The organism is Streptomyces sp. NPDC059398, assembly GCF_042751845.1.
GTDB lineage: Bacteria > Actinomycetota > Actinomycetes > Streptomycetales > Streptomycetaceae > Streptomyces.
In genome coordinates, this window is record NZ_JBHYWP010000066.1 from 17,619 (window position 1) to 31,180 (window position 13,562).

Sequence of the window (13,562 nt, forward strand, 5' to 3'; positions counted from 1 at the left end):
GCCCGTCGGCCGCTACTTCCGCAGGGTCACCGAGAAGCCGTGGCCCGTGGAGAGCGACGGCGTCCTGATCTCGGTGACTCCGGTGGCCGGGTCCCGGTACCAGCCGGACTTCGCCGCGGCGAACGCCTTGGCGGAGGTCAGCCGGGGCAGCCTGCCGCCCGCCATGACCACCTGCGAGGGCGCACTCTTGGCGTGCACCGTGAAGGTGTACGAACGGGAGGCGGGCTTGCCCGTGTAACTTCCCTTGCTCTCACCGACCTTGATGGTGGTGGTGCCCTTGCCGTGCGTGGGGGCCTTCACCTGGACGTGCTGGGTGGCCGACGAGCCCTTCGCGTACTTCCGGGTCACGCCGTCGTCCTCGTACAGCGTGTAGTCCGTGGTGCCCTTCGGGTAGATGTCGTAGTCGAGTTCGCTCTTGTTCCGGGTCTCCCAGGAGGTCGTGCCCTTGGGCCACATCGGGACGATCGAGCCGCCCTTGACGAAGAGCGGCAGGGTGTCGAGCGGTGCCTTGTAGCCGTTGACCGTGGTCGGGCCGTGGTAAGTCTTGCCCGTCCAGTAGTCGGTCCAGGTGCCCTTCGGCAGATAGATGCCGTTGCGGACGTCGGTGTCACTGTAGACAGGCGCGACCAGGAAGTCCGAGCCGGACATGAACTCGTACTTGGCGTTGGCACCGAGCGTCGCCGGGTCGCCCGGGTACTCCAGCGACAGCGGGCGCACCGACCCGACACCGGTCTTCGTGGCGTCCTTGGAGAGCGTGTACATGTACGGCAGCAGCCGCTCCTTCAGCTGCAGGTACTTCCGGTTGATGGAGGTGTACGGCTCGCCGTCGAGCCACGGCTGCTGGTCGTGCGGCTTCTTGGTGGTGATGTCGGTGGCCCAGCCGTCCATCGTCATGATGGCCGGGAGGAACGCCTTCCACTGGAGGTCGCGTGCGTACATCTTCGGGTCGTGGCTGTAGATCGAGCCGACGTCACCGGTGTTGTACGCGATGCCCGACAGGGTCGCACCCGCGTAGGTGGGAATCTGCCAGCGCAGGTAGTCCCAGGACAGCTTCTGGTCGCCGCTCCAGAGCACACCGCAGCGCTGGGCACCGGCCCAGGAGACGGGCAGCCAGACGAAGCCGCGGGCGTCGCTGTTGTCCTCGATACCGGCCTTGGCCTGGTCGCAGGCGTCGAGCGCCATACCGTAGCCGTTGCCGACCCAGGCGACGTCCAGCTTGCGGACGCGCACTCCGGCCTTGGCCTCGTCGGCCTGGTTCGGCAGACCGTCCTGGGTCCAGAGGCCGAGCTGGGTGTGGGTCTTGTTCAGCCCCGCACCGGTCTGCGGCAGGTTCTCGTAGCCGCAGCCGTAGCCGTCGTTGACCAGCATCCAGCCGAGCGGCATCTGGTTCTGGTCGTAGCCGTCCGCGATCTTGAGCGAGTCCAGGGTGTGGCGTTCGCCCCGGTTGGCGTTGTGCAGATAGCAGTCGGCGTCGCCCGGTTCGAGGCCGTACACCGGCGGCATGAAGGGCTTGCCGACGAGCGAGGTGTACTGGCCGATGACCGACTTGGTGTCGCCGGTGAAGTAGTAGGCGTCCAGGCGGCGTTCCTGCTGGCCGGTCCTGACCGGTGAGCCGAAGTCGTACACCCCGGCCGTCATGGTGTTGCGGAAGACGCCGTATCCCGCGGTGGAGATGTAGAACGGCTGGGAGTTGTTGTAGCCGCCCTCGTCCCAGTCGGTGTTGTTGCCGACGTTCATGACCTGGTCGCGGTGGGAGAAGCTGCCGTTCTGCTCACCGCCGCCGAAGAACTGCTCCTTGGACCCGCGCTTGAGGCTCTGCCGCATTCCGCCGGTCGTCCAGCGCAGCGGGTCGGCCTCGGCCCAGATCGCCGTACGGTTGTCCGCCTTGTAGAGGGCGAACTTCAGCGGCTTCTTGTAGATGCGCAGCACGGTGCCCTTGGACCGGATCCCGTAGTAGGTGCCGGCGTTGAAGGAGGAGGTGTGCGACTGGACCTTCGGCTGCTGCTGGATCATATGGCTGCCGGCGGGACCCGAGAGGTCGCCGTCCGGGGACGCCTGGAGGCGCATCGTCTCGTCGGTGAAGAATGAGGCGCGGGCCTTGAGGCCGCCGGCCGCGATGTCGTAGGTGCCGTGCGAGCCCTTGAAGCCGGTGAGGTTGCCCGCGTCGGTGGACTCGGGGAGGTACGCCTTGCCGGTGAAGGAGTTGTTGTGGACGGTGTACGGGACGACCACGACGTGGTAGGTGCCCGAGGCCTTGGGGATGACCGTCGCCTCGGGGTCGGCGGTCCCGGCGCTCGACGCGACCTGCTTGTTGTCCTTGTCGTAGATGTACATGTCGAAGTCGTCGGTGGGGGTCTGCCACTGGATGGAGACCGGGACGCCGCCCTCGGGGTTGTCGTCCCATTCGCCCGCCGGCGGATTCACGGTCAGATCGAACCGGGCGCACTTGGCCTGGTCCGGATCGTCGGCCGCCGTACCGCACTTGTCGGGGCCGTCGACGGTGCCCTTGGCGTAGACGGGGCTCTGCCAGGTGACCGTCTTCGTCCCGCTGTCGAGGCGGCCCGACGGGATCGCGGCCGCGTGTGCCTGTGATGCCGGGAAGGTCAGGGTGGTGAGGGCGAGTACCAGCGCCGACACCGCGGCGGCCGCGCCCTGCCGGGGGCGGCTTCTGAGGATTCGCAAGGAGTGTTCTCCGTTCGTACCGAACAGCAAAATGTGCAATGCCTGCGCAGACATGCTTGGAACACTGGAAATTCGAGCATCACAATTCACCTTGCGGTCAGTACATGTCAACGTTTCGGCGCGATCCGCACCCCTCGTCCGGAGCGGCTCCACTGCGGCTGCCGCCCTCGTCACCGGCGTCCGGCGCCAGAAGCGCCGACCCTCATCTGCCGCCTTATTCAACAGAGTTGGAGAAATCCGGGTCATCTCCACCACTTTTTGCACAACTCTTGACGTGGCGCATGCCCGGAGGAACGATCCAACCCATCAGAGAGCGCTCCCAGAGCTTTTCGCTCTTCATTTCTTGAAGGCTCGCCGTCGAGCCACCAACTGCGGGAGATTTCCCCATGCTTGTTCCCCCCACAGCACGCAGGAGAAGGGTGTCGGTGGTGGCAGCGGCCGCGCTCGCCGCCGCGCTGCTCGTCGTCGCCCCGTCGAAGTCACACGCCGCCGACCTGCCGGGCGGCGGCGACCTCGGACCGAATGTGCATGTCTTCGACCCCTCAACCCCCGATATCCAGGGCCAGTTGGACTCGGTCTTCAAACAGCAGGAGTCGGCGCAGTTCGGCACCGGCCGGGACGCCTTCTTCTTCAAGCCGGGCAACTACAGCAACATCAACGCCCAGCTCGGCTTCTACACCTCGATCGCCGGACTCGGCCTCTCCCCCGACGACACCAACATCAACGGCGATGTCACCGTGGACGCGGGCTGGTTCAACGGGAACGCCACCCAGAACTTCTGGCGCTCGGCGGAGAACCTCGCCCTCACCCCGGCGAACGGCACCGACCGCTGGGCGGTGGCCCAGGCCGCCCCCTTCCGCCGGATGCACGTCAAGGGCGGCCTCAACCTGACCCCCGACGGCTACGGCTGGGCCAGCGGCGGCTATATCGCCGACAGCAAGATCGACGGCACGGTCAGCCCCTACTCCCAGCAGCAGTGGTACACCCGCGACAGCTCGGTGGGCGGCTGGGCCAACGGCGTCTGGAACATGGTGTTCTCGGGTGTCAAGGGCGCCCCGGCACAGGGCTTCCCCGACCCCACGTACACCACCCTGGACACGACCCCGGTCTCCCGCGAGAAGCCGTTCCTCTACCTGGACGGCAACGACTACAAGGTGTTCACGCCGGAGAAGCGCACCAACGCCAGCGGCACCACCTGGGAGAACGGCACGCCGAAGGGCGACTCGATCCCGCTGGACCAGTTCTACGTGGTCAAGCCCGGCGCGAGCGCCGCGACCATCAACCAGGCGCTGGACCAGGGGCTCAACCTGCTCTTCACGCCCGGCATCTACCACGTGGACCAGACGATCAACGTGAAGCGGGCCAACACCGTGGTGCTGGGTCTCGGGTACGCGACGATTGTCCCGGACAACGGGGTGACGGCGATGAAGGTCGCCGACGTGGACGGCGTCAAGCTGGCGGGTCTGCTGATCGACGCGGGTACCACCAACTCGGACACGCTGCTCCAGGTCGGCCCGGAGGGCTCGTCCGCCGACCACTCGGCCAACCCGACCACCGTGCAGGACGTCTTCGTCCGGATCGGCGGCGCGGGCCCCGGCAAGGCCACCACCAGTATGGAGATCAACAGCAACAACACCATCGTCGACCACACCTGGCTCTGGCGCGCCGACCATGGTGAAGGGGTCGGCTGGGACACCAACCGAGCCGACTACGGGCTCACGGTCAACGGCGACAATGTGCTCGCCACCGGGCTGTTCGTCGAGCACTTCAACAAGTACGACGTCCAGTGGAACGGCGAGAACGGCAAGACGATCTTCTTCCAGAACGAGAAGGCGTACGACGCCCCCAACCAGGCCGCCGTCCAGGACGGCGCCACCAAGGGATACGCCGCCTACAAGGTCGCCGACTCGGTCAACACCCATGAGGGCTGGGGTCTTGGGAGCTACTGCAACTTCACCGCGGATCCGACCATCCAGCAGGACCACGGCTTCGCCGCCCCCGACAAGGCGGGGGTGAAGTTCCACGATCTGCTGGTGGTGTCGCTCGGCGGGAAGGGCCAGTACAACCACGTCATCAACAACACCGGCTCCGCCACATCGGGGACGTCGACGGTGCCGTCCACCGTCGTCTCGTACCCGTGAGGATCGCCGCAGCGGCCGGGGGTACCCGCACCTGACCGGACAGCGCCCGAGGCCCTTCCCCTTGCGTAAGGGGAAGGGCCTCGGACGAATCCGGCTCCGGAAGTGTCCGGCCCAGGGAGTGTCCGGCTCAGGGAGTGTCCGGGCGGCCGCTGCTCTCCGCGTAGTACTGGAGGTCCTGCACCTGGACCTGGCTCCGTACCGGGTGGCGCGAGGTCACCTCCGCCACCGTCCTGCCGTCCCTGCGCACCGTGGCCGCGCTCCACCCCGGGCGCAGCGGCACCAGGGTGGCCAGGACCCCGGCCGGGACCGGGTGGCTCCGCCGGTCGGTCCCGACCACGGTCTCCAGATCGGCGGGCGCGGTCAGGAAGGTCAGCGCCTCCACCATGTCGCGGGGCGCGGCCGTCCCCGCGCGCGGGCTCATCAGCTTCTGCTGCGCGCCGGGCGCCGGGCGCGCCCCTGCGAACTGCACCCGCGAGGTCAGATAGACCGTGTCCCGCACGATCTTCGGCCACTGCCCCGTCTTGAACCGGGTGAGGTAGTACGAGGACAGGTCGAGGTAGACGTAGCCGTTGTGCAGCGATGGGGCGAACTGGCTGCCCTCGGAGTAGTCGTTCCAGGTGGTGAGCTGGACCCAGTCGGCACCGTCGTCGATGGCGTGGCCCCAGCCTGCGCGCAGCGTCGCGGTGTTGCCCGCCTCGTCGTACACCCCCTGGTTCGGCCGGGCGTCCTGCACCGAGACCGGCTGCATCCAGGTCCTGCCGAGACGGTGGGCCAGCGCCACATCGCCCGCGGCCCCCGCCTGGGCGGTGTAACTGCGGTTGCCCCACTCCGAGAAGCCGTAGCTGATCGGGGCGAACCGCTGTGCGTTCGCCCGGAAGTCGAGGAAGAGCGGGACCAGGGCCGTACGGATGCCGTGGCGTGCCCGCAGCCGTGTCGTCAGCTGCGACCACCAGCCGGGGTCGTGTGCCTCCGCCTTGAAGGGGGAGATCACCAGCCGTCCGTCGCCGAGCCGGTGGGCGGCGGGCGAGGCGGCCAGTCCGGCCAGGGCGTCGGCCAGCGTCGTCGGGTCGGTGTGCAGCGACGTCATGTCCGGCATCAGCATGATCCGGAACCCCGGGGCGGCCGAAGCGGCGGCTCTCATCAGGAGGTTGACGCGCTGCCAGTTCGGTCCGGTCAGCGAGAGGATGTCGACGCTGAACCCGTCGATACCGGCGGCCCTCGCCGTACGGACCTCCTGCTGGAGGTTGGCGAGCTGCCAGTCGCCGCCGCGCGGTGCGACCGGAAGGGGCCGGTCCCGCAACAGGCCCCCGTACGAAGCGTGTTTGCCGTTCTCACCCTGCCTGGTCAGATAGTTGCGGCTGTAGTAGTCCTGCCCGGCCGGCTTGTTGTCCAGGGAGAGCGGATACGGCGTGAAGTAGTGGGCGAACACCAGGTGGTGGCCGGTGCGCAGCGCCGCGGTCGAGGGCAGGTCGAAGGGGAGTTCCTTGCCGGTGGTGCGCTGCGGCCGGGGGGTGTTGGCCCCGGCCCGCACATCCGGGCCCTGGGCGGACGGCCCGGCGGCGGGTGCTCCGGCGGGCCCGCCGTCCGCCCCGAAGGGCGACCAGGCCATTCCGCTGGTGGCCAGCAGACAGATCAGCAGCAGGCCGAGCCCGAGACCGGCCCCCGGCAGCAGGATGCGCCGCCCGGTGGTGCTGCGGCGGTGGTGCGCCAACGGTCGTACCGGCGCTTCTGCCATCGTCGTTCCTTCCCGGAAAACCGCCCGCAGTGCGGGGGTTGCGCAGTAGTAGAACCGAAATGCCGCTTCGGGACAACAGGGGTCGGCGCCGGAGGCGGCGGTACGCGGCGGCCGGGTGTCCCGGGCCGTCCGGCCGCCGCCCGCCGTGACCAGCGGCGCAGTCGCTGAGGCTGTCGCTCCGCATCCCGTACCGTGAAATGCCGCCGCACCGGGGCAGGTTCGTTCGCACGCATGACCGTGGGGTGAATCCGGCTGCACACGGCGGTCGGGACAGAGAAGGCGCCACGATCGATTACACGAGGCCAACACCTCTTCCTCACACGGTCTCCCGATATATGCCGGGCCAATCGGTCGCAACGATTACGTAAACGGCATGGTGCGCCCTGAAGTTTGTCGTACTGTTCCCTGTTGCGACTCCAGTTCGTCGATCGGGGAATCGACCAGCGGGACGCACCAGTCAACACGTGCCGGGGGGGGTACATGTGGCATGTCCGAACGCCTGAGACAAGTGCGTCCGACATCAGCACTTCATCAGGCGCGATCCCGCATGGGATGCGCCTGAAAGCACCGTGGTACCTGCCGACGGCCCTGCTCGCCGACGTCGCCGCGACGGCGCTGCCGGTGGCTCTGGCCTTCCGCGCCCAGGGGCAGCCGTACGCACTCCGGTCGGCCGCCGTCACGGCGGTGGCCTGGCTGGGCGTGCAGGCGTTCCGGCGCCGCTACACGAGGCGCGCCCTGGGTGAGTCCAGGGGCGCGCTGCCCGTGCTGCACGACTGGCTGATCCTGCTGGGCGTGCTCGCGGTGATCCGCAGCGCCGCCGAACTCCACCACCCGCCGCTGCTCAGCCTGTTGGTGCTCCTTCCGTCGCTGCTCGCCACCCTGGTCTGGCGCCGGGCCACCTACCGGCATCTGGCCGCGGCCCGGCGGAAGGCCCAGGTGGTGACCCGGGTGCTGGTGGTGGGCGAGCCGGTGGCGGCCGATGACGTGGCCGGCCATCTGGCGGGCCGCACCGACCACCCGTACGTCGTGGTCGGCATCGTGGCGGTGGGCGCGGGCGAGGTGGGCAGCGGATCCCGGGTGGCCGGCCGGCTGGCGCCCTACGCCCCGGTGGTCACGGCGGACGACACCGTGCCCCTGCTGAGCGCGGCGCGCGAGCTGTCGGCCGATGTGGTCCTGGTCGCGCCCGGCTCCGGGATGTCGGGCGAGAGACTGCGGCGGCTCTCCTGGGCCCTGCATGACGCGGGGGTCGAACTCGCTCTGGCCCCGGGCCTGGTGGAGATCTCCGTCAAGCGGCTCGAACCCTCGTCCGCAGCCGGTCTCGCACTGCTGCGGATCGTGCCGCCGGTGCGGCGCGGCGCCCAGCCGGTGCTGAAGTCCGTCGTGGACCGGGCGGGCGCGGCTGCCGGGCTGCTGCTGCTCTCGCCGCTCTTCCTGGCCATAGCCCTTGCGGTCGGGCTGAGTTCGGCCGGTCCGGTCTTCTACCGGCAGCAGCGGATCGGCCAGGGCGGCACACCGTTCGTGATGTGGAAGTTCCGTACGATGCGGCTGGACGCGGACGCCCGCAAGGCCGAGCTGGCATCGGCGAACGAGACCGACGGCCCGATGTTCAAGATCCGGCGCGACCCCCGGGTCACCCGGGCCGGGCGGCTGCTGCGCCGGACCTCACTCGATGAACTCCCCCAGCTGATCAATGTGTTGTGCGGTGTCATGTCCCTGGTGGGGCCGCGCCCGCCGCTGCCCGATGAGGCCGCCCGCTACAACGAGACGGAGGCCAGGCGGCTCGCCGTACGGCCCGGGATGACCGGGCTCTGGCAGGTCAGCGGCCGCTCCGACCTCTCCTGGGACGAGACGGTCCAGCTCGATCTCCAGTACGTCGACAACTGGTCGTTCACCAGCGATGTCGATGTGATGGCCCGTACGCTCCGCGCCGTGGTCGACGGCCGCGGTGCGTACTGACCGGCCGCTGCCCGTGCGGACCCGGGCCCCGACGTACCGGCCGTCAGCCGCGCTGCCAGGCGGCGTACGTGGCGGCGATACCGTCGCGCAGCGCGATGTCCGGCTTCCAGCCGAGTGCGCTCAGACGGGAGATGTCGAGCAGCTTGCGCGGGGTACCGTCCGGCTTGGCGGTGTCCCAGCCGATCCGTCCCTGGTAGCCGGTCACTTCGGCGACGGTGGCGGCGAGTTCCCGGATGGTCAGGTCGGTGCCGCAGCCGATGTTGACCGGGTCGTCGCCGTCGTACGAGCGGAGCAGCAGCGCGCAGGCGGAGGCGAGGTCGTCGACATGGAGGAACTCGCGGCGCGGGGTCCCGGAGCCCCAGAGCACCACCTCGTCCCGCCCGGCCTCGCGGGCGTCGTGGAAGCGGCGGATCAGCGCGGGCAGCACATGCGAGGTCTCCAGGTCGAAGTTGTCGCCGGGCCCGTAGAGGTTGGTCGGCATGGCGGAGATGTAGGCCGCGCCGTACTGCTGCCGGTAGGACTGGATCTGTACGATTCCGGCGATCTTGGCCAGGGCGTACGCCTGGTTGGTGGGCTCCAGCGCCCCGGTCAGCAGGGCGTCCTCACTGATCGGCTGCGGGGCGAGCTTGGGGTAGATGCAGGAGGAGCCGAGGAAGAGGAGCCTGCCCACGCCCGCCGCGTGCGCCCCGGCGATCACGCTCAGCTGGATCTGGAGGTTCTCCTCGATGAACTGGACCGGATGGGTGCTGTTCGCCATGATGCCGCCGACCTTGGCCGCGGCCAGGACGACCGCGTCGGGGCGGGTGTCGTCCAGATAGCGCGCGGTGCTCCCGGCGTCGCGCAGATCCAGCTCGGTTCGGGTACGGGTGAGGACCTGGTGTCCGTCGGCGGTGAGCCGGCGGGCCACGGCCGATCCGACGAGGCCGCGGTGGCCGGCGACGAATATGCGGGCGCCTTCGGGCAGGAACAGCGATTCAGTCATGAACCGGATCATGCCAGGACGAAGCCCATCACTGTGCACAAGAAGCTGACTTATTTCCTGAACCACCATATAACCGCGGTCTCCGGGCCGGTCCCGGCACGGTCCGCCAGAGAGGGACAGTCCATATGAGCAAGTCCGCACTGATCACCGGAGTCACCGGTCAGGACGGTTCCTATCTGGCGGAGCTGCTGCTCTCCAAGGGGTACACGGTCCATGGGCTCGTCCGGCGTTCGTCCAGCTTCAACACGGAGCGCGTGGACCACATCTACCAGGACCCGCAGCAGCCCGATCGGTCCTTCGTACTGCACCACGCGGACCTCGCCGACGGGGTGGCGCTGGTGAACCTGCTGCGCGACCTCAGACCTGACGAGGTCTACAACCTGGGAGCCCAGTCCCATGTCAGGGTCTCCTTCGACGCCCCCCTGTACACGGGTGATGTGACGGGCCTCGGGGCGCTGCGGCTCCTTGAGGCGATCCGGGCGAGCGGTATCGAGACCCGTTACTACCAGGCGTCCTCGTCGGAGATGTTCGGCTCCACCCCGCCCCCGCAGCACGAGGGCACACCGTTCCATCCGCGCAGCCCGTACGGTGCGGCCAAGGTCTTCGGGTACTGGACCACGGTCAACTACCGTGAGGCGTACGGCATGTACGCGGTGAACGGCATCCTCTTCAACCATGAGTCGCCGCGCCGTGGCGAGACCTTCGTGACCCGGAAGGTGACCCGCGCGGTGGCGCGGATCAAGGCGGGCCTCCAGAACCGGCTCTACCTGGGCAATCTGGACGCCGTACGCGACTGGGGGTACGCCCCGGAGTATGTGGACGCGATGTGGCGCATGCTCCAGCACGACGAGCCGACCGACTTCGTGGTGGCGACCGGAGTAGCGGCGACGGTACGGGAGTTCGTGGAGACGGCGTTCGCGCACGCGGGTCTGGACTGGGACAGATACGTCCGTTACGACCCGAAGTACGAGCGCCCCAGCGAGGTGGACGCGCTCATCGGGGACCCGGCCAAGGCGAACGAACTGCTCGGCTGGAAACCGGAGGTGCTCGTCGAGGAGCTGGCCCGGATCATGGTCGACGCCGATATGCGTCAGGTGGCGGACGAACTGGCCGGTGCGAACGTCCGCATCGACCGCTGACATGCACGACTTCAGGTGTGGGGGGTATGCAGTGCGTAGATCCGGAGGGCTCATGCGTAGATCCAGAGGACTCTTGCGGAGGCCCGGGGTGCTTTCGGGCGCCCTCGTCCTCACGGCCACCGCGGGCCTGGGAGCGACGGCGGCGGCGCCTGCCGCGGCGGTCACGCCTCCGGTGGCGTTCACCGCCGACTCGCTGCCGACCTGGCAGACCAACGGGATCGCCTGGGCCCTTGCCGAGGCGCAGGGGACCGTCTTCGTCGGCGGTACGTTCTCGCAGGTCAGGCCGCCGGACGGGGCGAGCGGCACCCCGCAGGACGCCGTCAACTTCGTGGCGATGAACGCGGCCACCGGGGCGCCCACGTCCTGCAAGCTGTCGTTCACCGTGGGCAGCGGCACCGCGACGGTACGCGCGCTCGCGGTCTCGCCCGACAAGAAGACGCTGTACGCGGGCGGCTACTTCGGCGCCGTCAACGGCGTACAGGCTAGCAGCCTCGCCGCGATCGACATCGCCACCTGCGCCCCGAAGGCGGACTTCCACCCGAGCTTCCCGGCGACGGTGCGGGCGCTCGCCGTCACCGACGACACGGTGTACGCGGGCGGCGACTTCGGGACCGTCGCGGGCGAGACCCGCAAACGCTTCGCGGCGGTGGACAGCGCCACCGGGGCGCTGCGGCCGTTCCGCGCCGACGCCGATCTGCCGGGCCGGGCCGTTGCGGTCACGCCTGACGGACACGACGTCCTGCTCGGCGGTGACTTCTTCACCGTCAACGGCGCCGAATCGCACGCGCTCGCCGTGGTCGACGCCGCGTCGGGCGACAATGTGAAGACCTATCCGGGCTTCATCGAGACCAACTCGGTCGTCAAGACCATCGGGACCGACGCGACCGGTTTCTACACCGGCAACGAAGGGACCGGCGGAGGCGTCTTCGACGGGCGGATCGCGCTCAACCTCAGCGATCTCAGTCAGCGCTGGCGTGACACCTGCCTGGGCGCCACCCAGGCCGTGCTCTCGTACGAGAACGTCCTCTACAGCGCGTCGCACGCGCACGACTGCTCCAGCGTGGGCGAGTTCCCGGACGGCCCGCGGAACCATCTGCTGGCCCAGCCGACCACCAGTGTGGGCAAGCTCGGCTGGTTCCCGAACACCAACGACGGCCTGGGCGAGGGCATCGGCCCGCGTGCGCTGGCCGTGTCGGCGACCGGGTCGAACAAGTACCTGTGGGTCGGCGGCGAGTTCACCACCGTCAACGCGGCCCCCGCCCAGGGACTCACCAGGTTCGCGGCGAGCCCCGACACCGGGGTGCCCGGGGTGCCGCAGGCCAGTGCGTCCAGCATCAAGCCCGGTGAGGTGCAGGTGCGGTGGCGCTCCAGCACCGACCTGGACGACAGCAGACTGACGTACAAGGTCTACCGCAACGGCTCGTCGACCCCGCTGTACACCGTGGACGGCGACTCGCTGCCCTGGTCGCGCCCGCAGCTGTCGTTCCGGGACACCGGCGTGAGCGCCGGCCAGACCTACACCTACCGGGTGACGGCGTCGGACGCGGCCGGGAACACCAGCGGGCTCTCGCCCACCGCGACGGTCACCGTCCCCTCGTCGGCCGAGGCGTATCCGTCGGCGGTGCTGAAGGACGGGGCGACCCAGTACTGGCGCTACGACGAGGCGAGTTCCCCGTTCACCGGCGACTCGTCCGCGTCCGACAGCAGCGGCATCCAGCTGGGCGGGCCCGCGCTGCGACAGACGCCGGCCGCGGTCAACGGCCCCAGTACGGCGATGGGTTTCGACGGCACCGACCAGGTGGTGTACAGCGACCGCAGGACGACCGTGGACGGTGACTACTCCATCGAGACCTGGTTCAGGACGACCACCGACCGCGGCGGCAAGCTCGTCGGGTTCGGCAACAACACCACGAAGACCAGCAGCAACTACGACAAGCAGATCTACCTGACCGACAGCGGAAATCTGGTCTTCGGTGTGTACCCGGGGTCGGCGCAGACCGTCACCACCCCCGGCACCTACAACAACGGCGCCTGGCACCATGTGGTCGCCACCCAGGGCTCGTCCGGTATGGCGCTCTACGTCGACGGTGCGCTGAAGGCGTCCTCGAAGGTGACGGGCAATCAGGCGTACTCCGGTTACTGGCGGGTCGGCGGTGACCAGCTCAACGGCTGGCCGCAGCAGCCCACCAGCAACTTCTTCGCGGGCCAGATCGACGAGACGGCCATCTACCCCTCGGTGCTCACCGCCCAGCAGGTGGCCGGCCACTACACGCTGGCCAGTGCGCCCGCCGACACCGTCTCCACGGTCAGGGCGTCCGAGGACAGCTATGTCAACGCGGGTGCCCCGAGCACGAACTACGGCACATCGAGCTCCCTTGCCGTACGCGGCACATCGGCGTACGCGTCGTATCTGCGGTTCACGCTGCCGTCCGCCCCGGCGGGCACAGTACTGAAGAGCGCCAGGCTGTCGGTGAAGACCTCGACGCAGACCGGGGCGGGCTCGACGGACAGCCAGTCCGTGGTGCCGGTCACCGGAGACTGGACGGAGTCGGCCCTGACGTACAACAACCGGCCCGCGCCGGGGACCGGCACGCTGGGGACGCTGAGCGGGGCCACGGACGGCTCCACCGTCTACTCGGCCCCGCTCGACACCGCCGCGCTCACCCCGGCACTGGGCAGCCCCTACAGCCTGGCGCTGACGAGCACCGGCACGGACCCGCTCTGGCTGTGGTCCCGTGAGGCCACCGCGGCCGAGGGAACCCCGCAGCTGGTGCTGACCTTCGGTGCACCGTGATCCGCGGGTGACACCACCGCCTTGACAGCGTGCGGGGCCCGGCCGTCAGGGCCCCGCACCACCCGTGCCACAGGCGATCTATCATGCGGACCCTCCACCGGCGGACCACGGCCGGGGCGGCCGCGCTTGGCGA

General features: G+C 69.1%; 7 protein-coding genes. 4 read left to right on the forward strand and 3 right to left on the reverse strand.

From position 1 onward, the window contains the following. Positions 1 to 12: 12 nt before the first annotated feature. Positions 13 to 2,682 carry a TIM-barrel domain-containing protein gene (locus tag ACFXBC_RS22465; protein WP_385027130.1) on the reverse strand — a complete coding sequence of 890 codons (2,670 nt, stop codon included), beginning with the start codon at positions 2,680 to 2,682 and terminating at the stop codon, positions 13 to 15. 386 nt (positions 2,683 to 3,068) lie between these two features. Here ACFXBC_RS22465 and ACFXBC_RS22470 point away from each other — a divergent pair, with 386 nt between their 5' ends. Beyond that, complete coding sequence (locus ACFXBC_RS22470) at positions 3,069 to 4,823, forward strand: coagulation factor 5/8 type domain-containing protein (protein ID WP_385027133.1); 1,755 nt, start codon at positions 3,069 to 3,071, stop codon at positions 4,821 to 4,823. Between the two features lie 127 nt (positions 4,824 to 4,950). On the opposite strand, the gene ACFXBC_RS22475 is transcribed toward ACFXBC_RS22470, so the two are convergent. Further along, entirely contained in the window at positions 4,951 to 6,558 is a 1,608-nt protein-coding gene (locus ACFXBC_RS22475) for a glycoside hydrolase family 71 protein (protein WP_385027137.1), read from the reverse strand. A 552-nt stretch (positions 6,559 to 7,110) separates the two neighbouring features. Between ACFXBC_RS22475 and ACFXBC_RS22480 the strand changes: the two genes are divergently transcribed. Further along, the gene (locus tag ACFXBC_RS22480) at positions 7,111 to 8,514 is read left to right on the forward strand and encodes a sugar transferase (protein ID WP_385027139.1); all 1,404 of its coding nucleotides are present in this window, start codon (positions 7,111 to 7,113) and stop codon (positions 8,512 to 8,514) included. A 43-nt stretch (positions 8,515 to 8,557) separates the two neighbouring features. On the opposite strand, the gene ACFXBC_RS22485 is transcribed toward ACFXBC_RS22480, so the two are convergent. After that, positions 8,558 to 9,496, reverse strand: coding sequence for a GDP-L-fucose synthase family protein (locus tag ACFXBC_RS22485; protein WP_385027142.1), 939 nt, complete (start codon positions 9,494 to 9,496; stop codon positions 8,558 to 8,560). 125 nt (positions 9,497 to 9,621) lie between these two features. On the opposite strand from ACFXBC_RS22485, the gene gmd reads away from it, so the two are divergent. Continuing rightward, positions 9,622 to 10,635 (forward strand): GDP-mannose 4,6-dehydratase, encoded by a 1,014-nt coding sequence (gene gmd, locus ACFXBC_RS22490; RefSeq protein ID WP_385027145.1) that lies wholly within the window; start codon positions 9,622 to 9,624, stop codon positions 10,633 to 10,635. 52 nt (positions 10,636 to 10,687) lie between these two features. Further along, entirely contained in the window at positions 10,688 to 13,429 is a 2,742-nt protein-coding gene (locus ACFXBC_RS22495; protein WP_385027148.1) for a DNRLRE domain-containing protein, read from the forward strand. The last annotated feature ends 133 nt before the right edge of the window (positions 13,430 to 13,562 follow it).

What these genes read in the sequence shown, in the direction of transcription:
- ACFXBC_RS22495 (WP_385027148.1), top strand. Translation starts at nt 10,688, where the DNA reads ATGCGTAGATCCAGAGGACTCTTGCGGAGGCCCGGGGTGCTTTCGGGC.
- ACFXBC_RS22485 (WP_385027142.1), bottom strand. Translation starts at nt 9,496, where the DNA reads ATGACTGAATCGCTGTTCCTGCCCGAAGGCGCCCGCATATTCGTCGCC.
- ACFXBC_RS22480 (WP_385027139.1), top strand. Translation starts at nt 7,111, where the DNA reads ATGCGCCTGAAAGCACCGTGGTACCTGCCGACGGCCCTGCTCGCCGAC.
- gmd (WP_385027145.1), top strand. Translation starts at nt 9,622, where the DNA reads ATGAGCAAGTCCGCACTGATCACCGGAGTCACCGGTCAGGACGGTTCC.
- ACFXBC_RS22475 (WP_385027137.1), bottom strand. Translation starts at nt 6,558, where the DNA reads ATGGCAGAAGCGCCGGTACGACCGTTGGCGCACCACCGCCGCAGCACC.
- ACFXBC_RS22470 (WP_385027133.1), top strand. Translation starts at nt 3,069, where the DNA reads ATGCTTGTTCCCCCCACAGCACGCAGGAGAAGGGTGTCGGTGGTGGCA.